This window comes from Mucilaginibacter psychrotolerans, from assembly GCF_004519315.1.
GTDB lineage: Bacteria > Bacteroidota > Bacteroidia > Sphingobacteriales > Sphingobacteriaceae > Mucilaginibacter > Mucilaginibacter psychrotolerans.
This window is the reverse complement of the sequence record NZ_SOZE01000044.1, coordinates 18,727-42,142: the sequence shown is the minus strand read 5'-3', so window position 1 is coordinate 42,142 and position 23,416 is coordinate 18,727. Positions and strand designations below refer to the sequence as shown.

The 23,416-nt window shown below is 47.4% G+C and carries 20 protein-coding genes and 1 tRNA gene; 11 read left to right on the top strand and 10 right to left on the bottom strand.

What is annotated here, in order from left to right:
* Window positions 1–145: 145 nt before the first annotated feature.
* Entirely contained in the window at window positions 146–1,033 is an 888-nt protein-coding gene (locus E2R66_RS25765) for a dienelactone hydrolase family protein (protein ID WP_133236314.1), read from the top strand.
* A gap of 101 nt (window positions 1,034–1,134) precedes the next feature.
* On the opposite strand, the gene E2R66_RS25760 is transcribed toward E2R66_RS25765, so the two are convergent.
* The gene (locus E2R66_RS25760) at window positions 1,135–1,374 is read right to left on the bottom strand and encodes a hypothetical protein (RefSeq protein ID WP_133236316.1); all 240 of its coding nucleotides are present in this window, start codon (window positions 1,372–1,374) and stop codon (window positions 1,135–1,137) included.
* Window positions 1,375–1,698: 324 nt separating this feature from the next.
* The gene (locus tag E2R66_RS25755; protein WP_133236318.1) at window positions 1,699–2,286 is read right to left on the bottom strand and encodes a porin family protein; all 588 of its coding nucleotides are present in this window, start codon (window positions 2,284–2,286) and stop codon (window positions 1,699–1,701) included.
* Between the two features lie 189 nt (window positions 2,287–2,475).
* Here E2R66_RS25755 and E2R66_RS25750 point away from each other — a divergent pair, with 189 nt between their 5' ends.
* The 3 genes from E2R66_RS25750 to E2R66_RS25740 all read left to right on the top strand — a co-directional run bounded on the left by E2R66_RS25750 (window position 2,476) and on the right by E2R66_RS25740 (window position 5,231).
* Window positions 2,476–2,691 carry a hypothetical protein gene (locus E2R66_RS25750; protein ID WP_133236320.1) on the top strand — a complete coding sequence of 72 codons (216 nt, stop codon included), beginning with the start codon at window positions 2,476–2,478 and terminating at the stop codon, window positions 2,689–2,691.
* Between the two features lie 64 nt (window positions 2,692–2,755).
* Window positions 2,756–4,498, top strand: coding sequence for a S41 family peptidase (locus E2R66_RS25745; protein WP_133236322.1), 1,743 nt, complete (start codon window positions 2,756–2,758; stop codon window positions 4,496–4,498).
* A gap of 211 nt (window positions 4,499–4,709) precedes the next feature.
* Window positions 4,710–5,231, top strand: a complete 522-nt coding sequence (locus tag E2R66_RS25740) for a hypothetical protein (RefSeq protein ID WP_133236324.1) — start codon at window positions 4,710–4,712, stop codon at window positions 5,229–5,231.
* 98 nt (window positions 5,232–5,329) lie between these two features.
* Here E2R66_RS25740 and uxuA read toward each other — a convergent pair whose 3' ends face one another.
* From uxuA to E2R66_RS25725, 3 genes are all read right to left on the bottom strand, one after another.
* Complete coding sequence (uxuA, locus tag E2R66_RS25735) at window positions 5,330–6,523, bottom strand: mannonate dehydratase (protein ID WP_133236326.1); 1,194 nt, start codon at window positions 6,521–6,523, stop codon at window positions 5,330–5,332.
* 99 nt (window positions 6,524–6,622) lie between these two features.
* A complete protein-coding gene (locus E2R66_RS25730) occupies window positions 6,623–8,308 on the bottom strand; it encodes a sodium/sugar symporter (protein WP_133236328.1) in 1,686 nt (561 codons plus the stop codon).
* A 55-nt stretch (window positions 8,309–8,363) separates the two neighbouring features.
* On the bottom strand, window positions 8,364–9,848 hold the full coding sequence (locus E2R66_RS25725; protein ID WP_133236330.1) for a xylulokinase: 1,485 nt from the start codon (window positions 9,846–9,848) through the stop codon (window positions 8,364–8,366).
* 177 nt (window positions 9,849–10,025) lie between these two features.
* Here E2R66_RS25725 and E2R66_RS25720 point away from each other — a divergent pair.
* The 7 genes from E2R66_RS25720 (at window position 10,026) to E2R66_RS25690 (ending at window position 19,656) form a co-directional block, all read left to right on the top strand.
* A tRNA-Asp gene (locus tag E2R66_RS25720) sits at window positions 10,026–10,099 on the top strand.
* 252 nt (window positions 10,100–10,351) lie between these two features.
* Window positions 10,352–11,569 carry a site-specific integrase gene (locus tag E2R66_RS25715; protein WP_133236332.1) on the top strand — a complete coding sequence of 406 codons (1,218 nt, stop codon included), beginning with the start codon at window positions 10,352–10,354 and terminating at the stop codon, window positions 11,567–11,569.
* A gap of 365 nt (window positions 11,570–11,934) precedes the next feature.
* Window positions 11,935–12,594, top strand: a complete 660-nt coding sequence (locus tag E2R66_RS25710) for a hypothetical protein (RefSeq protein WP_133236334.1) — start codon at window positions 11,935–11,937, stop codon at window positions 12,592–12,594.
* A complete protein-coding gene (locus E2R66_RS25705) occupies window positions 12,549–13,748 on the top strand; it encodes an AAA family ATPase (protein ID WP_240049533.1) in 1,200 nt (399 codons plus the stop codon). Before E2R66_RS25710 ends, E2R66_RS25705 begins: the two co-directional genes overlap by 46 nt.
* Window positions 13,748–14,455: a hypothetical protein gene (locus E2R66_RS25700; protein WP_134737964.1), complete on the top strand. Its 708-nt coding sequence runs from the start codon at window positions 13,748–13,750 to the stop codon at window positions 14,453–14,455. The genes E2R66_RS25705 and E2R66_RS25700 overlap by 1 nt, the downstream gene beginning before the upstream one ends.
* Window positions 14,448–16,814, top strand: a complete 2,367-nt coding sequence (locus tag E2R66_RS25695) for a hypothetical protein (RefSeq protein WP_133236339.1) — start codon at window positions 14,448–14,450, stop codon at window positions 16,812–16,814. The genes E2R66_RS25700 and E2R66_RS25695 overlap by 8 nt, the downstream gene beginning before the upstream one ends.
* A gap of 1 nt (window position 16,815) precedes the next feature.
* Window positions 16,816–19,656: a hypothetical protein gene (locus E2R66_RS25690; protein ID WP_133236341.1), complete on the top strand. Its 2,841-nt coding sequence runs from the start codon at window positions 16,816–16,818 to the stop codon at window positions 19,654–19,656.
* Between the two features lie 250 nt (window positions 19,657–19,906).
* Here E2R66_RS25690 and E2R66_RS25685 read toward each other — a convergent pair whose 3' ends face one another.
* From E2R66_RS25685 to E2R66_RS25665, 5 genes are all read right to left on the bottom strand, one after another.
* Complete coding sequence (locus E2R66_RS25685; RefSeq protein ID WP_133236343.1) at window positions 19,907–20,863, bottom strand: HNH endonuclease; 957 nt, start codon at window positions 20,861–20,863, stop codon at window positions 19,907–19,909.
* A 326-nt stretch (window positions 20,864–21,189) separates the two neighbouring features.
* Entirely contained in the window at window positions 21,190–22,113 is a 924-nt protein-coding gene (locus tag E2R66_RS25680) for a HipA domain-containing protein (RefSeq protein ID WP_133236345.1), read from the bottom strand.
* 3 nt (window positions 22,114–22,116) lie between these two features.
* Window positions 22,117–22,440 (bottom strand): HipA N-terminal domain-containing protein, encoded by a 324-nt coding sequence (locus E2R66_RS25675; protein ID WP_133236347.1) that lies wholly within the window; start codon window positions 22,438–22,440, stop codon window positions 22,117–22,119.
* Complete coding sequence (locus E2R66_RS25670; RefSeq protein ID WP_133236349.1) at window positions 22,433–22,636, bottom strand: helix-turn-helix transcriptional regulator; 204 nt, start codon at window positions 22,634–22,636, stop codon at window positions 22,433–22,435. The genes E2R66_RS25675 and E2R66_RS25670 overlap by 8 nt, the downstream gene beginning before the upstream one ends.
* A 160-nt stretch (window positions 22,637–22,796) precedes the next feature.
* Complete coding sequence (locus tag E2R66_RS25665; RefSeq protein ID WP_133236351.1) at window positions 22,797–23,399, bottom strand: hypothetical protein; 603 nt, start codon at window positions 23,397–23,399, stop codon at window positions 22,797–22,799.
* Between the last annotated feature and the right edge of the window lie 17 nt (window positions 23,400–23,416).

The window sequence follows — 23,416 nt, the reverse complement described above, 5'->3', positions numbered from 1 at the left end:
TACTTGATCATTAGTGCAAGGATTATGACCCTAAAATACTAAAACCTTTGCACTTTTAAAAGGAATTTATTATATAATATACTAACAATCAATTATATATACGATATTCACCAGGCCCTAACTAAATTTGAGAAAACCAATTACCATGAGCCACATCAATAAAGAAGACGTTAACCAGGAAGTGTTTGACCTGTATGACGATTATGCGCACAACCGGCTCGACCGCCGAGCATTTGTTCAAAAATTATCCCTTTATGCCGTAGGCGGCCTAACGGTGCCCGCACTGTTGAGTTTTTTGATGCCCGATTATAAGGGCAATATCCAGGTAAAGGCCGATGACCCTAGGCTGAAATCGGGCTATATCAATTATGCTTCGCCAAAAGGTGGCGGTACTATAAAAGGGCTGCTATCCAAACCCATCGATACCAAAAAGAAACTGGGCGGCATCATTGTGGTGCACGAGAACCGTGGGCTTAACCCCTATATTGAAGATGTTGGCCGCCGCGCAGCCCTTGCCGGCTTCGTTTCGCTCGCACCAGATGCCCTTACCCCACTCGGCGGCTACCCCGGTAACGACGATGCCGGGCGCGAACTACAAGGCAAGCGCGATAAAGGCGAGATGGAGGAAGATTTTATAGCCGCTTACGAATACCTCAAAACCCATCCCGACTGCAACGGCAAGGTGGGCGTAGTTGGCTTTTGCTACGGTGGTGGCATCTGTAACATGATGGCCGTGCGCATACCCACCTTAGCCGCATCTGTACCTTTTTACGGCTCACAGCCCGCCGCTGCCGATGTACCCAAAATCAATGCGCCGCTGATGCTTCACTATGCATCATTAGATACCCGCATCACAAGTGGATGGCTGGCCTATGAAGCCGCACTAAAAGAGAACAACAAAAAGTACCAGGCCTTCATCTACGAAAATGTAAACCACGGCTTCCATAACGATACCACCCCACGCTACGATAAAGCCGCCGCCGAGCTGGCCTGGCAACGCACTATCGATTTCTTTAAGGAGAAATTATCGTAGCAGCGCTCTACTCGTAATAGCACAAAAAAACCTCGGGCTGTGGGCCTGAGGTTTTTGCATTAATAACTTAGGTATATGGCGTGTAGGGAGAGAGGCAAGTATTAGCGGAGGGCTGCTCCCGGCAAAAAAAACATGCAGGCCACGGCAAGCAACACACAGGCTATGCCCATAAAGGCTATCACCCGTATCATCAGGTTCTCGTCCTGCACAAAATGTGCGTTTATCTTCTGTAACTCGGTATCCATGGCCGACGAATTATGGGGGCTGTTGAGTAGCTTATCCAAATATTCGCCCGTGCAAATGGTAGCCGGGGCTTCAATTTTTGATAAAGTGTTGTCCATATTGGATAGATGTATAAAGTAAAAATACATCTCCGCTTGCGTAATACGACAATATATTTTCAAATCGGGTACTTATACGCGGTTTTATAACGGCAGTTTTAAATTTTTGAACAATATACTCCGGCCTATTTTGCTTGATAAGCAAAATCGCAACCAATGTTGTCTTACACGGAAGTACGGGTAACTGCTTTACCGTTAAAATAAGCTTCCAAAATTGTTTCCGCTTTTATCAGGCAATTTAATTTAGATAGGAGACGGCGAAAATTATAGCAAAAAAAATCCCGGCTATGCGCCGGGATTCCTTCAAGCTCATGAGCTATTTGCTTAAAACAGTTTATAACCAATGCTAAGTGCCCAGATGTTTTGGCGCTGGCCAAAATTCTGGTTTATTTTGGTAAGGCCGCCTTCATAGCGGAAATCGGCTGTGATATGCCCGATATCAACACCCGCACCAGCCTGGAAACCTAAAGTGCTCTTTTTGTAATCGCCAAAATCGGCATACGCCGATTTTACTGCACTGGAGAAGTTGTCGTTCTGATCTAACACATAGCTGTAAACAGGGCCGGCCATAACTCTGAAGTTCAAATTGTCCCCACCAAAGCCTTTACCTATCAATAAAGGCAGGTTAAGCGTGGTGAATTTCACCTTGCCTTCGGTAGTAACGGTGTTGTTGTTGGTTTGGAAAGCAAACTTGCCGCCGCTGCTACCTAAATAGAGCTCGGGCTGCAGGTAAACGCTGGAGCCCACCCGGGCGAATATACCCGCCTGGTAGCCCGTTTTAGTAGATTCGCTTACGTTATCGGTATTAATCTTGGAGAAGTTCAGGCCGCCTTTTATGCCCAGCGAAAATTGCGCTTTGGCACTAAACGCCGCAGCTGTGATGATAGCAATGCTTAAAAATAACTTTTTCATAGAATGGGTTTGTTTATAACAAGGTATAACAGCCTGCGGCGAAAGTTGTTTATGCCGATACCGCCGCTTACCCCGTTTGGTTAATAAAACGGTTAGATGTGGGCTGCAGGTAAAAGTTTAATTATAAGCCCGGTATTAAACGCGGGCTACAGCGTATTTTTTATATTTTTGCTGAAATAAAATTGTTTTATGGCAGAAATTACGATAAGCAACAAAGATTGGCCGCGTATAAAAATAAAGGTGCAGCGTAAGTACAACCACCTTACCGATGAGCAATTGCAATACGCCGAGGGGCAGGAAGAGAGCCTGATTACCCGTTTGATGCAACTGGTGAACCGCGATAGGGCCTACGTAGTATTCACGCTAAAAAAAGCGTTGGTGAATATTGATAATAACCGCCTTTAAAATGAGTTAATTACTAGAAAGCCGCATTGCTTTTTGTAGCTTTATATTTGATGACCGGCAGCAGATGAACAACAATCAACCGAAGAAGAGAAATTACAGGAAACCTGCATTTTTTGCAGGCGTGTTGGCCGTTGCCGTTGTTGCCTGGGGGTTTAACGACGACCTTTTTCAGATAACCAAGAACCTGGATGTTTTTGCGGCGGTTTATAAGGAAGTCAACATTAATTATGTAGATGATATAAACTCCTCTAAATTGGTTAAAACGGGTGTAGATGCCATGTTGGATGGCCTGGACCCCTACACCGAATTCGTGCCCGAATCTGAGATAGAAGAGTATAAACTGCACTATGTAAGCACGCAATACGGCGGCATTGGTGCCAGCATTTTTGCCCGCGATGGCAAAGTTTACGTAGCCGATGTGTTTGCAGGCTTCCCCGCGCAGAAGGCAGATATACGCCCTGGCGACCAGATGGTAAAAATAAACGACATCGACCTCACCGCCAAGAACAACGACCAAGTGAGCCTGCTGCTTAAAGGCACCAAAGGCGCAGAGATACGCCTATTGATGAAGCGCGAAGGCGAGCCTGCTGTTTTAAAGAACCTCATCCGCGACGAGATTAAACAACCCAATGTGGTTTACTCGGGTATGGTTGACGGCAATATGGGATATATCAAGCTCAATAAGTTCCTGGAGAACTCTGCCCAGGAAGTTACCGACGCACTTACCGCATTAAAAAAGAATAACCCCAACGGCATCATACTTGATCTGCGCTCTAACGGCGGGGGTATATTGCAGGAGGCAGTAAAAATAGTAAACCTGTTTGTAGCCAAGGACGTGACCGTGGTATCGCAAAAAGGCAAGATAAAAGAGAAAAACTTTACCTATAATACGGTAGCTACCCCGCTGGAGCCCAACCTGCCACTGGTGGTGTTGGTAAACAGCCGTTCGGCATCAGCATCAGAAATAGTAGCCGGTGCGCTTCAGGATCTGGATAGGGCCATCATCATCGGTCAGCGCAGCTATGGCAAGGGTCTGGTACAGCAAACCTTCAGCCTGCCTTATAACAGCCTGGTTAAAATTACCATTGCCAAGTATTTCGTACCCTCGGGCCGCTGCGTGCAGGCGCTTGATTATACCCACCGTAAAGATGATGGCAGTGTACTTAAAGTGGCCGATTCGCTGATGCATGAATTCAAAACCAAAAACGGTCGATCTGTATTCGATGGCAGCGGGGTTTACCCGGATATTTTTGTGAAGCAGGATAGGTTTGCCAACATTACCCAAACCCTGGTAAACAAACTGCTATTTTTTGATTACGCCACCCAATACCGCAATACGCACCCGCAACTTGGCGACCCGCGCGCTTTTACGCTAAGCGATGCAGAGTACCTCGATTTCACTAAATTCCTCGCGGGGAAAAATTATACCTACAACACGGCATCAGAACGGATACTGGACCAGTTGAAAACAGAAGCCACTCGGGAGAAACAATTCCCCGAGATACAAACGGAGTACGACGGCCTCAGGGCAAAAATGGCTGCTGCCAAAAAAAACGACCTGATGCTGCATAAAACAGAAATAAAACAGGTGCTGGAGAATGAAATCGTATCGCGCTATCTGTACGAAAAAGGTCGCTACGAAGCCAACTTTAAATACGATAAAGAGCTTGCCCAGGCTATTAAAACTATGCAGGATAAAGTGCAGTTGGCATCTATCCTGAAAGGCGAAGGCAGCTTTAAGGTGATAGGCAAACCGGTACTGGCCATGGCCTCCAAAAAAGACGATAAAGACGATAGCGACGACTAATCTTAGAAGCAGTAATCAAGATTCCAAGAATAAAGAGTAGCTGTTTCTGTCTGCCCGTGTGCTCTTTACGCGATGCGTCCTCCTATATCAACTCCTGATACTTGATGTCTTGCCCCTTCCCCTGTAACAACCCTGTTATAACCCCACTCCTTCAGTAAACTGTTTAAACCATTCGGTGTGTTTGCTTGTCATACCAGCAAAACATACGAAAATGAAAAAGATTATTTTAACAACCGCAATATTCCTAAGCGCCCTGGGTTTCCAGGTGGCTAAAGCACAAATAAGTTTAAACATAAACATTGGCAGCCAGCCAGAATGGGGCCCCGTAGGCTACGATCACGCCGACTATTACTATATGCCGGATATTGATGCCTACTACGATATCCCTGCCCACCAGTACGTTTACGTAGAAAACAATGTATGGGTGCATCGCGCCGCATTACCTGCAAGATATAGCAGCTACAATGTGTACAATGGCTATAAAGTAGTTGTAAACGAACGCACCCCATGGGTACGCAACGATGTTTACCGCGCCAAATACGCCAACTATAGGGGCCGCAAAAGCCAGGTAATCATCCGCGATAGCCGCGATGCAAAATACAAAAACCACTGGGTAGCTGATCGTCGCGATATTCGTCAGGACCGCAGGGACATACGCCAGGACCGGAAAGATATACGCAACGACCGCAAACAAGTAAAGCAAGATAAACGCGATCATGGTCACCGCGACTAATCTTCAACAAAAATCTATATAAGCAAAAGGGCACCTTCATCTGGTGCCCTTTGCTTTTTTATAAGGTTTTCACAGCGGGAATCTACCCTTCAATCAGCTTAGCCGAAAAGTGTTTTTTTGATACCCATTTCCAGGCCCCTCAGTTCTGCAAGGCCTTTTAGTCGGCCTATGGCAGAGTAGCCGTGATAGGTACTGTGGTTAAAATCATCCAGTAGTTTATGCCCGTGATCTGGCCGCATGGGTATGGCGATATCGTTGCGGCCGCTTTCCGTGCGCCTGGCCTGCTCTAATATAATTTGTTTCATGGCGGTGTACATATCGCTGCTGCCATTAAGGTGCTCATCCTCATAAAAGCTACCATTACCCTCGCGCCTTACATTACGCAGGTGCAGAAAATGGATATGGCTACCCAGCCGGCTTATGATGCCCGCGAGGTCGTTATCCGCTCTTGCGCCCAGCGAGCCTGTGCAAAAAGTGATGCCGTTGCTTGGCGAAGGGCAGACATTGATTACATCCAGCAAATCCTGTTCGGTAGAAACTACCCTCGGCAGGCCTAAAATAGGGAAAGGTGGGTCATCAGGATGTATGCACATCTTTACACCAGCAGCTTCGGCTACAGGGATAATGCCTTGCAGGAAATAGGCCAGATTTGCCTTTAAAGCCGCGGCATCCGTATTTGCGTATTGCTGCAGGTGTTGTTTAAACTCGGGGATGGTAAGTGTTTTATTGGTACCTGGCAGGCCGGCCATCAGGTTGTGTATGAGTTGCGCTTTTTTATCATCAGTGGCGTTTTCTAAAAATGATTTTGCCGACGCTTGTTGCTCGGGCGTATAATCAGCCGCAGCACCTTCCCGCTCTAATATGTATAAATCGAAAGCAGCCAGAGCCACCGCATCGAATCTAAGGGCCGATGCCTGGTTTGGCAGGCGGTAATCCAGATCGGTACGCGTCCAATCCAGCACGGGCATAAAGTTATAACAAACCGTAGTAATGCCTTCGGCTGCCAGGTTTTGCAAGGTAGTCACATAATTGGCTATATACCTATCACGCTCTACTGAAGCTGTTTTAATGCTCTCGTGTATGTTTACGCTTTCTACAACTGTCCAATCAAGCCCGGCATCTTCAATCATTTGCTTGCGGACTTTTATCTCGGCAAGGCTCCAAACTTCTCCCACGGGGATATGATACAAAGAAGTTACGATGCCCGTGGCGCCGGTTTGCCTGATACCCATTAGGGTTACCGGGTCGGTGGGGCCAAACCACCTGAAAGTTTGTTTTAAGTTGCTGAACATATAGCAGTATTTTGAAGGCTAAATTAAATTTTATCGCCGGTATAAAACAAAAAAAGCGGCCCTGTTTTGGACCGCTTTAAGGTATTTATTGGTTTCTTATTACCAGAAGAAAGAATACAAAGCCACAATGATACCGCCCACTAAAAGTGCGCCGGCGGTAAATGCACGGTTTGTTTTGAACATCGATGCGTCAATCTCCAGGCCGTTAGCAACAACGCCTTTAGCGGCATCTATTTTAGAAATGATAAACATGCCGATTACGCAGATAAGGAACACGAAGCCCATTCTATCGATGAAAGGAATTTCGTAAATGCCTTTATCATTCAGTTTAGAGAAACCGAGCGGCGATAAGAACGCCAGATTGGCATAATTGGGCAAAAACTTAAATATCACCGAAAACACAAAGCCCCCGATGGTAGCAAACAGCGCAGCATTTGATGTTGCCTTTTTCCAGAAGAAGCCTAAAATAAACATGGCAAATATGCCCGGCGATACAAAGCCAGTGTATTCCTGTATATACTGGAAGCCCTGCTTGCCCTCGCCCATCAACTGCTCGCCAATAACAAGCGACATTACTACGCCTAGCGCCATAGCAACTACGACCGACCATTTCCCTAAGGAAACCAGTTTATTATCCGGCGCCGATGGGTTGATCGCTTTTTTGTAGATATCCAGTGTAAAAATGGTAGCGATACTATTTGCTTTACCCGCCAGCGATGCTACAATTGCTGCTGTTAATGCGGCAAATGAAAGGCCTTTTAATCCTGATGGCAATAACGATAAAAGGGTTGGGTAAGCTTTATTATAATCTATAACTCCTTTGGAGCTCAGCATTTCCTGATGGAACATGCCCCGCTGATGCAACACATAAGCTGCAATGCCAGGTAACACCACGATAACCGGCATAAGCAATTTAAGAAAAGCAGCAAAAAGGATACCGCTTCGTGCTGTTTTCAGGTTTGCACCTAAAGCCCGTTGCGTAATGTATTGGTTGCAGCCCCAGTAATTCAGGTTTACTATCCACATACCGCCAATCAATACCGATAAGCCAGGCAAATCCATATAGTTGGCATTATCTTTTTTAAATATCATATGGAAATGGTCGGTTGCCTCGGCATGAAGTGTTTTCAACCCGGCAAGCAAAGAGTGGTCCGCAGTATTCTTAGTCAGCTCACCCAGGCCATAATAGGTTGCAGCAAGACCGCCGAGGATGAGGACGAAAACCTGTATAACATCTGTGTAACCAATAACTTTCATACCGCCCAGCGTAATTACTACAGCGAATATGGCAAGCCCGATGATACAGATATAAATATTGATGCCAGAAATACCGCTGATGGCTAACGCGCCCAAGTATAATATCGACATTAGGTTTACCACGATATACAACAAAAGCCAAAAAATCGCCATCACCATGGCTACTGTGCCGTTATACCGCTGGTGTAAGAACTGCGGCATCGTGAATATTTTGTTCTTCAAATAAATTGGGATAAAGAACACTGCCACAATAATGAGGGTAGCCGCAGCCATCCATTCGTATGTAGAAATGGCCAGCCCCATTTTGAAGGCCGAACCGCTTGTGCCAATAAACTGCTCGGCAGAGATATTTGATGCAATGAGCGAAGCGCCTATAGCCCACCAGGTAAGCGACCCTTCTGCGAGGAAATAATCCTTAGAGGTTGCGTCGGCATTATGTTTTCGACGATAAATCCAATAGCCATAGCAGGAGACTATTAGAAAATAGATAACAAAGACGATCTTATCGCCATTAGAAAGGGTATTCATTTATATAGTTATTTGGTGTCAATATTTGTGCAATGGTTTTAGGCGAATTAAGGGATTAAACATACGATAAATGCTGGTTTAGTACTATCTTCCAATCCTGGTATACAGCGTCGTAATCGCCGGTGTTCGTTGGTTCAACGTAGGCTACCGCTTTGTTATTGCTGAAAGCCTCTGTTGCCGAAGCAAATATTTCTGCCCCAATGCCGGCACCAAGCGCCGCGCCCATGCTGCCATCGTTATTATATAGCTCCACAGGTACTCCGGTAGTGTTTACGAATGCCTGGGTAAACACATCGCTAAGGAACATATTGGTTTTACTGGCCCGTATTACGGTAGGGTTCATACCATTCTCGCGCATGATATCCAAGCCGTATCGAAAGGCGCAGGCAATACCCTCTTGTGCCGCACGGTAAATATGCGCTGGGGTATGCAGGTTAAGGTCGATGCCGTGCAGGTGCGCACCAACCTGCTTATTGCAAAGCATACGCTCGGCGCCATTGCCGAAGGGCAAAACACGTAATCCGTTGCTGCCAATAGGCACCAACGCAGCCGCGGCATTCATCTCCGGGTAACTGAGGTGCGGGGCCACTGCCGTTTTAACCCAGCGGTACAGGCTGCCGGTACCGTTAATACATAACAAAACGCCCAGCCGCTTATTTTCGTTAGCGTAATTTACATGCGCGAAGGTATTTACGCGCGATTGCCGGTCGTAAGCCAATTGGTCACTCACGCCATATATAACGCCCGATGTACCGGCTGTTGCTGCAACCTCGCCTGGCTTCAATACATTTAAGGATAGGGCATTATTGGGCTGATCGCCCGCCTTGTAGGTTACAGGAGTGCCGGTATTTAGTTGGAGAGCCGCTGCCACCTCTGCGGTAACACGACCGTGTGATGAGAACACCGGCTTTACTATGGGGAAAAGGCTATCGGCAAAACCGAAGTATTCTATTATATCCTTTGAAAGCCCGTTGAACTGGAAATCGAAGAAAATACCTTCAGACATCGCAGAGGGCGAGGTGGTAATTTCGCCGGTAAGTTTCATGGCTATATAATCACCGGGGAGCATTACCTTATCTATCAGCTCATAAATATCCGGCTCGTTTTGTTTTACCCAAGCCAGTTTAGCTGCGGTAAAATTGCCCGGCGAATTCAGCATATGCGAAAGGCAAGCTTCCTGCCCGATATCTTCAAATGCCTTGTCGCCAATTTCTACGGCCCGGCTATCGCACCAAATAATGCTATTGCGCAGCACATGGTGGTTTTTATCAACCAGTACAAGCCCGTGCATTTGGTAGGCAATGCCTATTGCAGCAATATCTTTTGGCTGGTAACCGCCTTTTTTATGGCAAAGGGCAATGGCATGGCCCGTTTGCTGCCACCACATATCCGGCGACTGCTCGGCCCAGCCCGTTTGCAAAGATAGTATGGGCGACTCCTGCTCCGGGTATTGCGCCGATGCAATAACTGTCTGTGTGACAGTATTTACAACGCTCACTTTCACGGACGACGTGCCAATATCGATGCCTAACAATAGCATTTACGGTTTAAATAAGTTTATTTACGTTGGTAATATGGGGTAACAGCAACGAAATTAAATTATTTTTTGAAATTGCAGCCAAAATGCTGTCAATTAAGCTATAAAAGTTTTTATTGAATAAATTTTCAAAAACAGTTTGCGTAAGCCAAAAAGACGCGTATATTTGCAGTCCCAAACGGAGTGGTAGTTCAGCTGGTTAGAATGCCTGCCTGTCACGCAGGAGGTCGCGGGTTCGAGTCCCGTCCATTCCGCTTTTTCAATATCAAAAACAGTAAAAACCCCTTAAATGACATCATTTAAGGGGTTTTTCATTTTCAGGGCATACCAAATTTTTCACGTTTTCGCATAGTATTCGGGAGTAATTCGGGAGTCATTTACAAGTCTGCTTACGAACTCCCGAATTTGCTTACAATGGTTTGATATATAGCATGTTCAGTTATTGAACATCTTGATTTCTGATGATTAATTAATCAATTTTGTTTCACTTTAATTAATCAAAAGTCATGAGAACTACACTCTCTTTGCTTTTTTCCCTGAGAAAGCCCAAAAATTATCAATCAGGTGAGATGCCCATTTATTTACGCATTACAGTAGATGGCCAGCGCACGGAAATGGCCATCAGCAGAAAATGCGACCCGGAACGATGGGATGCAGTAACCGGCAGGGCCATCGGATCAAAAACAGAATCCAGGACATTGAATGCTTATTTAGACGATATTCAGTTTAAAATCCATGAACTTCAACGCCGGATGTCAGACGCGGATGAACTGATAACAGCAGAAACCATTAAGAACCGCTTTGTCGGTAAGGCAGAGAAAGCACGTACATTAGTGGCGATCTTTGAAGATCATAATACCAAGATGAAAAGTCTCGTCGGGCAGGAATTTGAAAAGAGTACGCTTCAACGTTATGAGACCTGCCTAATGCATTGCAAAGAATTCATGCAATGGCAGTATAACATTTCAGATATTCCTGTAACCAAGATCAACTTCGCATTTCTGACTGATTTCGAATACTACCTGCGGAGCGTTCGTAAGTGCGGTAACAACTCGGCTATCAAATACATCAAAAACTTAGGCAAGATCGTGCGCATCTGCCTGGGCAATGGCTGGCTGACGGTAGACCCATACCTGAACTATAAGCCCAAGCAAAAAGCGGTACACAGAGAAGTATTAACGAAAGAAGAATTAGATAGGTTAAGCAAAAAGAAATTCGGTGTGGAGCGTTTAAGCACGGTTAGAGACATGTTTGTCTTCTGTTGCTACACAGGCCTTGCTTATGTCGATGTACATAAGCTGAAACGCTCAGAGCTGGTTAAAGGTGCTGATGGCGACTTATGGATCTATACCAACAGGCAAAAGACAGACACATTGTCAAGAATACCTGTATTGCCCACTGCTTTATCAATTATTCGTGCATACGAAGACCATCCGCAATGTGTGGTAAAGGACATCTTGCTTCCGGTAATGAGTAATCAAAAGATGAATGCCTACCTGAAAGAGATCGCCGACCTGTGTAAGATAAACAAACCGTTAACCTTTCATATCGCCCGGCACACCTTCGCGACAACTGTAACACTGAACAATGGTGTACCAATAGAAAGTGTCGCAAAGATGATGGGGCATACCAGTATAAAAACTACACAGATATATGCTAAGGTCTTAGATCATAAGATCAGCTCAGACATGCAGCAATTAAGAGAAAAGTTAGCCGTAGGTTGAGTTTATACATTATCCACCGAGCCTTGCTCGGTGGGTAATTGTGTTGTTGAGAAAATCGTTGATTCGATCCCATTCTCTGGAGTTGCGTAATTCTTGAGACAGGGCTTCGAACCATATCCTTCACAATTTTAACGTTACCAACTTTCTCAAATCATCTACAAAATGATTTGAGAAACGCACATTAGGATGCCGCAAATCGTAGCAACCTCCATACTACTGTGCGGCGCCCAGCCGGCCAAGTACGATGCCACTGCAGGGTACACGTTAGACTCTGTGATTCAGAAGAGAAATGTTGAAACATACCCTACCATGATATATCAAGTAACGCTGATACTTGCGAATTTAAATTTAATTCCTTTTATTTAATGGAATTGAAACTGAGCGAATTTTTGAACCGGCTGTTTACAGAAGGTGTGGTCACTGTACCGCGCCAGTTGCTGGCTGTAGAAGAGGCTGACCTGCGAGAGGCGGTTCGGCTTATCCGCCAGTTTTACGAAAGCGACCGGCTTGAAATGGCCTATGTAGCGCCGGTGCTGGATGAGGCCGCGGCGCTTTGGGCGGCGCAGTATTTTTTTCGGGCGGTGCAGTTCGTGCTGCTGCGCGACCTCGAGGAGGACCAGATGGCTATACATTTGCAGCCTTATGGCAGGGAGGTGGATGCCGGTGCGGTGTATGCGGTGGACCTGGTCTTCCGGTATTTGGGGCCGCTGTTCAAACTGAGCAGCGGGCTGGCGCCGGATGATCCGCTGGTGGAACGTTTGAGGGCGACGGCTGCTGCCTGGCCTTTTTCCTCTGTGGGACTGGGGGTAGATGTGAGTACAGATGATCTAGTTAGTTTGGATGTGATTTTCAGCCACCTGTCTTTAAAATATGCTTACGTTGACCGGGTCATCCTTTTGCGGGATGCGGGCAGGACAAATGATAATGTAAAGGTTGCGGCCGCACTACAGGAAGTGCTGGGGCTGCACCAAAAAATACTATGGCCGAGCTTGGAATTACAGCCTTTGCCAAACGAACTGATATGATGACAACTGATAACCAAAGCCAATTCACAACCATTGATAAACTGCAGGCGGTGCTGCAGCACCTCAAAGCACTTTTTGTAGGTAAGGATGAGATCATCGACCTGATGGGTATTTGCCTGGCGGGGCGCGAGAACTTATTTGTACTGGGCCCGCCGGGAACGGCCAAGAGTGCAACCGTACGGGAACTTTCGAAGCTCCTCGACGGCAAGACATTTGAATATTTACTGACCCGCTTTACTGAACCCAATGAATTGTTCGGGCCTTTTGATATCCGCAAGCTGCGCGAAGGTGAACTGGTAACGAATACCGAAGGTATGTTGCCCGAGGCGTCGCTGATCTTTTTGGATGAGCTGCTGAACGCGAACAGTGCGATCCTGAACAGCTTGCTGATGGTGCTGAATGAGAAGGTTTTCCGACGCGGGCGGGAGACCCGGCAGTTGCCGGCGCTGATGGTGATCGGTGCAAGTAACCATTTGCCCGAAGATGAGGCTTTACAGGCTTTGTTCGACCGTTTTTTGATCCGCGTGCGCTGTGATAATGTCGACCCCCAGCAGCTCAATGCCCTGCTGGATGCCGGCTGGCTGCTGGAGCAAAAGACAGGCGGGGAAAAACCTTCGATTACTACCGAGGAAATCCGTGTGTTGCAGGGTTTTACTTCCCTGGTTGACCTGAGCGGTATCCGCCAAGTCTATATCGAACTGATCCAGAAACTGCGCAATGCCGGGCTGCAGGTCTCTGACCGCCGGGCGGTGAAGCTGCAAAGGCTCATCGCCGCTAGCGCGCTGCTGTGTAAGCGCCAAAAGGCGTTGGCTTCCGATCTGTGGGTGCTGCGCCATATCTGGGATACCGAAGAGCAGCGCGAGATCATTAGCAATATTGTAAACGTGGTGGTGGAACTGGATGCGGACGAAGTGGCGCCGCACCCACGGGCTTCGCTGAGTACGTTGCCGAATGCAGATGAATTGTTTACCGAGGTGCAAAAGCTGAGCGAGCAATGGCAGGAGCCGGAGCTGTCGATGGCTGACCGCTCGCTGATCAAGGACAGGCTGAGCCATTTGAGCAGCCGCGCCGACTGGATCGGTAATATCGAGCAGCGGGCCTACGTACAAAAGCCGATCGATGAATTGTGGAAACAGATACTGCATACGGCCTGATGGAAAAGATTCTGGTATTGGAGACCAAATATAAAGCGGCGCTGGGTGAGATCCGGGGTATCAGCGGTTTAAAAGCTGCAGAAGCCGAGGGCCTGATCTGGCTGCGCGGTATTTTCGAATTGGAAAAACCCGATCCTCTAATCGCGGGACTGCCGGCGTTGTCGGTATATATGTTGGACGGAGATGGTTTGCTGTTCCCGGCGGGTAAGCCGACGCCGGTGGCCAAACTGCCGGTGCTTGACTGGCAGACTATTAAAATATTTTTACCCGTGACCATGCCGGTTTCTGCCATACCGGGAAGTATTGTTGAAAAATTGGAGTTGCGGCTGGGCTGTTCTGCTGTGGAGCACGAACCTTTTGCTTTACTGTGCACATTGTTTGATTGGAAGGCTTATGCCGATAAGGCCCCGGAGACCCGGCTACGGCCTTTGCGTTTCGCTGTCTCGGCGGAGGGACAGGTGTTAGTCTTTGGTCAGCCTTTGCCAAATGTAGCAGGGAAACTGTATTGGGCGAAGGGGCAATTGCTGCTGCCGGCCGGTTTTGACTTTGATCCGCCGGCACTGGCAGAGTTATTACCTGAAAGTCAGGGCGTTTCGGATGCTTTTATGTTATTTAACGCTGATGCTACTTGGGATTCGATCCCTTTGTCCGGCTTTCAACCGGCGCGGCGGAGTGCAATACGTTTAACTTCGGTCGGCCATGCTTGAACTGACCGCCAATACGATCCATTATTTCCAGGCTCCGAAGGATTATTTCTGGAAGTGGGTGGAGAACGGGACGGTGCTGGAGTTCGCTAACGGGCGGACGATCTGCTACCGGGAAGATCTGACCTTTATCTTAAGTAATTTGGTCATTCCTGACCAGGTGCCGGTGGGGACGATTTTATTGTTGCTTTGTGCCTGTAAAGATAATTATAAGGAGCTATTCGAACCTGATAGCTACCTGTTCAAACTGGGCTATTTGCCGGTCTATACCGAAGAAGAGCATATCTTCGTCAAGCAGCGGATGCAGCAGGTGCTGGAATTATTGGCGCTGGTCAATGCCTTGCCTTTTGAATATCGCTCGGGGCTGAAACGGATTGCGCTTTTCCAGGCGATACTGGAACGGGAAGGCGGCTATGAGGGCAAGCGCCTGAAGTCGCTAACCAATGAGTTTAAAAGCGGCAGCCTGGACGAGCAGGTCTTTGGTTTTCAGCGGGAGTTGAGCTATACGCTGGTGAACAGTGATATCGCGCCGCTGGTGTACGCGCTACAGCAGTTCCAGGATACGGCAGCTTTGGAGTTGAAGCTGCGGACAGGGCTTAGCGTGTTGCCTCAGCCGGCGAAGGTCGGGCTGCCGGCACCGGTACCGCAGGACCTGATGGAGCAACTGGCGGCAGATCTGAAAACGGCGGGTATTGCCCGGCTGAGCAAAAAGATCATTGCGGCTTTAAATATTCCAATGCATTTGAGCGGGAGCAGCGACCAGTCTATCGGCGGGGTGTCGGATATCAGTAACCGCGGGCATTTTGATAAATTATTATTAAGTGAACTGGCGCAGGATGACCTGGTGCTGACGGCACGCCTGGCCAATAACGAGGCTTTGTTCCTGCAGCGCGAGGCGATGCCAGCCAGCCAGCAGCAGCAATGGCATATTATCCTGGATACGACGCTAAAAATGTGGGGCATGCCGCGGGTCTTCGGGCTGGCCGCCGGGCTGGCTTTTAACGAAAGCAAAAAACAGGTGCAGATGGATGCCTGGGCGCTGGGCGGCGAGTCTATAGTGGAAGTTGACTTGAACAGCCGACAGGGCATTATCACAGCGCTGGAACAGCTGGATACGGGCTTTAACTGCGGCCCGGCGCTTAAAAAGTTGATGACAGAACAGGTTTCTGCAAAAGATAAATATATCCTAATCACTGGTAGCCATTACCAGCAGGATGCAGCTTTTATGCGGGCGTTCGGCCAAGTCAAAGCGCAGCTGGATTACTTGGTTGAAGTGGACCGGGATGGGCGTATTGCGCTCTATGAAACGCTGGGAAAGAAATACCATTTGGTCAATCAGGCGCTGATCGACCTTCAGGAGACGCTGTTCACACAAAATCGTACGCTGCGCAAAAGTTATGAGGTAGCGGGGTTGCCGGCGATGCTGAACGCGGCGGATTTTCCACTGCTGTTCCCAGCCTCTAAGATCAAGCTGCATCAGCAAACTGTTTTTAAATATGCGGGTGACCGGGTGGCGATCCTGACACTAGACCGGCGGTTGTTGAGCTGGCAGCATAAAGACCAAGGCGCTTTGGAACTGATCGAACAGGTAGACAGTGGCGACGCTTACTTTGGCGAAGCTAAAGGCTTTTTGTTGCTGCTGGTCCGGAACTTTGCAGCGGCGACGCTGAAAATTTACCAGGTAGATGCGGCCAACCAGACGGTGCTCGTTAACACCATCGATAATCTCCAGGCGGTGCATACCTGTTTTGATGGCGGCCTGTTTCACGTTTCCACTGCCGATAGCGTGACCGCTATCGACCCGTTTACCGGGCACCAGACCAGTAGTCGTTTTACGGTAGAGACCATTAAGAAAGCGGCGGTCATTCCGCATTTCCAGGTCTTGAACCAAGTCAAAAAGCTGATCAATAACGGCTATAGCGTGGTCAATTCGGCGAAGAGCATCTATGTGCATACCGCAGGGAAACTGTTCGTCGATCAGCGGGAGCTGCGCCTCGACCCGCACGGGCGTTTCCTGACCTGGAAGGAGAATGGCATGGGGGCCGTGGAATGGATCACGCCGGCCAAACGGGAGACGATGGAGATCGCGCACCTGGCTAATTTGAAGTTTACCAAATATATGTGGGCGGACGGGAGCGAGGCGGTGCTGGATTCCCGGGGGCTGCTGCATTTAAAAAGTTCGGATACCCGCGTGGCAGAATGTACGCTGCTCCTGGTGCTGGAAAAGACGACTGCCGGCTGGAGCGCCGACGGTAAACTGACGGGCAATCCTTACTTTACCGGTAACCGGCAGACGGGGGTGATGCTGGCGGCTGATTTTTACGCGGCGTATATTCAACCATTTATCCAAAGGCTAAAATAAGATGGAGCTCCAGTTAGTTTATAGCGAAAAGAAAAGCGGCGCGGTCCAGGGTGCTTTTATCCCCGGTGCTTTGCCGGCGGATTGGTTCCGTGAGCTGGACAGCTGGCAGGTGCCGCTGGCTTCGTTGCGCTGTTTTGTGCTGCCTTTGACTTTGGCGGAGAATAGTGCAGGCGGCTTGTTCGTGGTCTTTGATGGAAAGGCATTACCTCCATTGGGCGTTGTTCGCTATCCTTATACCCGTCTGGGGGATCAACTCTTTATTCCGCTGAATGCTGGTTTGCAGCCAGTAGTGGCTATTTCTGAATTAAAAACTTTATTATTATGGGAGCTGCAAGTCTTCCATCCGGGCATTGGTTTGGTAGGTTTCGAGGCGAAGGATGAAGTTATTTTGGGGAGCTTGCTGCGTTTGTCCGGGCCGCTGGTTTCGGACTGGAGCCTGGCACACCCGGGCATCATGCCGGCGCCGCCTTTACAAATGATCGGGCTGGAAGCGGAGGAAGCGCCAGAAGATGTGCTGGATACGATCAAAGCGGAAGTGAATATTAAACCGCTGTCGGAAATTCCGGCCAGCGATGCGGGGGAAACGGAACTGGGCCGGCAGGGCAAAAAGGCTTTGAATTTATTGACCAGGGCCGGGCTCTATCTGTTATTTGGTCTGATGTTTATTGGGCCGGTTATTTTGGCCATCATCGCTTTAGGCTTCTTGGCGTTGTTGTTTAAGCAAGACGATTTTCCAACAGGTGCGTTAGTGCCGCTGCTGATCATACTTGGGCGTGTTGTTTTTAAAATTCCAGGTCTGTTTTCTTTCGGCGGGCGAAGCAACGTGAACACCTCCAATCAACAAGGCTTCTTTCAACGCACCAAACAATGGCTGAACCAGCGGTTGGAGGAGTTGGAGAAAAAACGTGATAGTGAACTGAAACGTTTAGTCGATCTTTTTGATAAAGATACGGATGAAGCGCTCAAGTATGCGATCCCGTTGTCCAGTCCTTACTTAGACCGGGGAACGGCACCGCCTTCTGCCTTGCTGACCCGGCGTTCGCTGGATTTTAACCTCCGCAAGCTGGGAGGCGGCGGGCGCGTGGATGGCTGGGACCTGGGCGATTATAACCGGATGCTGCGCGACCGTTATGAAAAAGCAGCCAATGAGGCGATCGCGGCGGGTAATTTCAAACGGGCGGCTTATGTTTATGCGCATTTGCTGGGTAATTTCTTTTCAGCCGCCAATGTGCTGCAGCAGGGCAAATGTTACCGCGAAGCGGCAGCGATCTATAAAGACCATTTAAAAAACGAGCGGATGGCGGCGGAATGCCTTGAAAAGGGCGGGCTGCTGGCTGAAGCGATCCCGCTGTATATTCATTTGAATTTGCTGGAAAAGGCCGGGGACCTGTACCGTCAGCTGGGGCAAGAGGAAAAGGCATTGCTGCATTACCGTCAGCGGCAGGAGGAACTGAAAGCTGCGGGTGACCACCTGCAGGCCGCGGCGCTAACCCGGGAGAAACTGAACGAAGAAGAGGAAGGGTTGCAGTTGCTGCTCGAGGGCTGGCAGGACAGCAAAAATGCAGAGCGCTGCCTGGAGGTTTACTTGGGGCATTTTGCCGTAATTGAACCGGGTGAACTGGTGCCGATGGCGAAAAAAGTGTATGCGCAGCACGTCCCGCGATTGAAAAGGACGTCGTTTTTGAATGTGCTGGCGGGGATGGCGGCGAAAATGCCGGAGGGCCATTTCCGGGCGGCGAGCTTAGATATGGCTTACGAGATCGTCCACCAGCAGGCTTCGGCAGGCGATACCAGCGGGCTGCAATTGCTGGGGCGCTTCCTGCCGCAGGACCGCCTGGTAGGCGGCGATACGAATAGGTTTATCCAAAATAGATTAAGTTTGCCGCCGTTGCTAAGCGGGGCCAGTTATCTGGAACTGGACAAATATACGGCATGGTTGTCGCTGGCTGTCTATCATGATCAGCTCCTAGCGATCGGGCTGAAAAAAGATGAACTGCATTTCCTGCGGATGAACTGGGAAGGGAAGACCAATGACCGTTACCTGTTCAAGGTACCGGCGGGTGCCCAGCCGTATTACTTAGTGACAGATGCGGGCTTATCGGAACAGGCGCTGGTTTTGGGGGAATCTCTGAGCACTTACCTGGAGCAAAAGCTCGAGAGCTATTCTTATTTTGACAGGGAGCTTTGGTTGCGGAGCGTGAATTATTTGCCGGGCGGTAATCTAGCGTGCTGTTTGAATGCGGCTGGCGGGGTGACGGTATTACATTTTCATATGCACGGGCTGGTGCTGAGCCACTTTAATCAGAAGGGCGACTTGCTGAAAACGCTTGACTGCAAGATCGAGGACGAGCGCTTTCACCCGGGACAAGCACGTTTTGAGCCAGGAAGAATGGTGTGGCGGAAAGATCATTTTTATTATTATCTGGATAATTTGTTGCTTCGACTGAGTTTTACGGGGGATGTTGAGATACTATCATTGGAAGAGCCAATCTTGAAAATCTCGGTGAGCGGGCCTCATACGGCGCTAAAGATCGCCGTTCTGACAATCGAAGGGGCTTTTATGGTGACGCCATTGCTGAAAGAAATGAAAGTCAGCTCGGAAAGATTTGCGCATGACCTGCAAGGAACTGACATTCAGTTATTGACCGATAATCGACTGGTGATCACGGATGCGCAAAGCGCCGCTGTATTTGATACCAGTACGGATACGCCGGGCCGGCAAAGTACGATCCAAACGGAGCAGGAGATCAAAGCCGTGCTACCAGTACCGAAGCGCCATCATTGTGCGTTTTTGGAGGCGGACAACCGGCTGTCGGTCTATGACCTGAGTCAGGTTCCGTAACATATAGTTATTACTGGGGTCATTGTTTGAGGTTAAGCTTGGTGAAGATAGCGGGCTTCAGAAACCCTTTTAGAGTGCCTTCTTAACCGGTTCAAAAAATATCGTCGTCATTTATATACTCGCAATTTTTTTCAAATCCTCAAAAAAAAGCTCGTAAACTACGGTCGCAAGGTCCCATTAGATTGTAACCCCTTTAGGATTCGAACCGTTTCTATGCAACTTTTAAGTCGTTTAAAATCTTCATTTGATTCTAACCCTTAAAAATATGATCGCAGTGCCATTCGAGATTTTCCAATGCCGGTCGATATTGCTGCACCGTTGGCAAGATGAGCTTTTTTCCTTTTAATTGATTTAGACTATAGGTGTGTATGATGTCCTCACTGATATGCTGGGAGGTAACTACAAAATAATTCGAATCGACCGTGATCAATCCACGATCAAAGGCACGGTGAAGATTAGGACACAATGCCAAACCATTACTGACTTTATCATCATGGGATATGCTAAAAGGTGTGATGTGACAAGCATCAATAAAGTTGTGACCAAACGTACTTTCCAACCTCATTCCAGTGATACAGCAAGTATTGTTATAAACTTTTGGAATCAATTTCTTAAACAAACCTCCACGAACGAACACATCCTCTTCCGTTTCAATTCTAACCGTTTTATACTGGGCCTCCGGTTCATTCAATACATAATCCTGTAAATCGTGATAATATCCCCTACCTGATCGCTTGTTGTTAAAATAAGCCTGCTGTGTTTCTGGAAAATAGGTGGAAAGCAAAGCCAACAATATAGACTGCCGGGCTGTTGGTTCAGCCAGCAATTGAAACAATTCAGGATCGAAATGTCCGTATTCCAAAACCTGGATCAGCGTATTGACACTTTTAATATAGGCGTTGATCTGACAACCAGGTTTGGCCATTAACTGCCAAATGGATTTATTTCCTACCTTCTCACTTTGCAGGTAGAAGAATGGCTGTGTGAAATCCGGTTGATGAAGGGTGCTAATTAATAATCGCCAATTTTCCTGGAATATACCGACGAGATCCGTATCGACAAAAACCCGGTTTGCCGTAATATGGCCGTTATTGATCAATTCAAGCAGCGTTATCAGAAAAATGGGTTTGTGTGGCGCCAAGCCATACTTTGTAACCCCACGCTTCAGGTGAGTAAGTTTATGCAGGTAATCGTTTAAGTTCGGCATCCAGTTCCTTACAGCGTATCCAAATATAAAATTTAAAATCAGTTCGCCACTTCGAGTTTCATGAAAAACGAACTGTCCAGTTCGCAGTGAGGACTTGCGATTTGGGCGCTTGTGAACGCCCGATCCTTATTCAACGCTTAAGCAACAAAAGCGCTTAGCCGGATCAAATGTCAAGGGCGGGCCAACCGCTGGAAGCGGACACAACGGCCCGCTTGTGTACCCTTGACGTTTGATTCCGGCGTGGGCTATCTTCGCGAGTGCGGGGAATAAGGATTTTTGTTTTTTTCTCGCCAGGAGAAGAACCCATAATATATAACTGCGACTTGTCAATTAAACAACCGTTGCTTTTGATTCCAAATTTCCAGGTATAGTTCCTTTTTTTCGGTACTTAGGAAAGATGCCGTGATCATCTCTTTAACTTCCTTATTACCGGAAGAAAATTTGTTATACGTATTCCTAACGGCGGTTTCAGGTATATTCATACTTTTGGCCAACGCATCAAAATCAGCTAATTTAATTCTTTTCTTTTTTCCGTTTATTGTCAGGGCCAGTTCTTCATCATCCTCTGGATTAACAAGATTCACGTTGAGCATATCATAAGCGGGACTCAAGCTTACGCCTTCGTCCCCATACAGCACAGCAAAGTTCTTCAGGTGCATATCATTGTTGCCTGTCAAAAAAGAAAATAACACCCGCTCAAAATAAGTCAGTGCATCAAACCCAGTTTGCGTACAGTATTTCAGGATAAGCTTGCCGATCTTTTCATAAGATCCTTTGTATTTGTTTTCCGTTAAAAATTCAGAAAGCTGGCAGAAATCTTCCATGTGGATTTTATGGCCCTTCACCCGGTCAAATCGCTTGGCCAGATAAACCAGACTGCCGTCTGACGCTTCCATTAAAGTATGATCGCAAACAGGCATTTTAAACAAGCCCGCCAAATGCATAGTCACATCTTCCGATTGCGGCATTTCCGGAAAATCAGGATGTTGTGGTTTAAGGATGTATTCTCCCCAAAGCCCTACTACAGTCAGCCGGTTATGCCCTTTCGTCTTTTCCAGCGTAACAGAAAGTTTAGGCTGAACTCCAGTCACAGCTATCCTTTCGTTGATGGTTTGTTCAGCCAATGTTTTCAAAAGTTTATTATTCAATTCCAGCTCCGGTACTTTGGCCGAACCAAAAAATCGCCTTGAACATTTTTCATGATAAGACGACTCACCTGCATCCTGATAACAAAACCAACAATTTGCCATAGCTTAATCTATTTTGGGAATAACCGTTACTGCTCCGATCGCGTCCCTGCATGTTAATAGTAATAATTCAAACCGGTTATTACTTTTGACCTTCCAGTGTGTCGTTGCCAGATCCAATAGCCAGCCCTCTGGTATCAGGCCATCAAAAAAGGCAAACAATACTTTACTTTCATATTTCTGGGTTGACAATGGAAGCGATAAGCTTACCGGTTTTGCCTCCTTATGCTCCAAGTACACGGCCTGATAAGTAAATTCGTAACCATCATCAGTTTCCGCAAGCACACCAGCCAGCGCGTCCTGAAAATAAACTAAACCTTTCCTACTCATCGTTTTTTGCTTTTGATACCACCCCAAGTTCTGCGCCAAATAAGCTCAAGACCTGATTCACTTTATCCATGCGTAATGTTGGTTTTCCCTGTTCCATCTCACGAACAACCCTAAGCCCAACACCTGCCTTTGCAGCCAGGTCTTCCTGTGTAAGATTTAACGACTTCCTTTTTTTCTTTAAATATTCCGATAACATATTTATACCCTTTCGGGTACAAATGTAAATTAAATTTATTAATTATACCCTATCGGGATTATATTTTCCATTGGCGTCAGTATTATACCCTATCGGGGTTAGTAGTCGGTTTAAAATCAATTACGCTTTGAAGCTTTCAGCATCATTTTAAAAAATACATCTACTTATCCGACTTCACCTTTTCCAATTTATCCCTGGCCGCTTTCAGTTCTTTATCCGCTTGCTCAGCCTGAGCTTGAGCTGCCACAACCGCCTCCTGCTTTTCCATCGCTTTTTCTGCCTGTTGGTTTAAACTCTTCGGGTCTTCCGTTAACTTTTTTTCGATGGTTTTGGATACTTCAGGATAAAGCGCCTTAATCAGCCAGAAGTTATAGGCATCATTATTCAGCCTATCATTCTCGTGGTTTAGGTATAAGGCTGTACCAAAGGATAAGGATGTAACCACAAAACATACTACTACACCAATGATCAGGCTTTTTGACCAGGCTCCGAAATGATGGCTGTTTTTTACCCCTATCACTTTAGGCACGGTTGCCACAAGTTTTTTTACCTCGTCGATCTGTTGCTGGATCTTCGCATCATCGTAACGTTTATTAGCTGTTTCAATGCGGGAGGCTATCCGGTCCAATGTTTCCTTGTACTGCTGTAAAAAAAATTTCAGAAACTCCGGCATTTCGGTTTCAACAACATTCATTCTGACAACGAAGCCCTGTATTAACTCTTCCAGCATCGTTACCTTTTCCTCTAATTCTTCATTTTGCATAACACTAAACTTTTAAT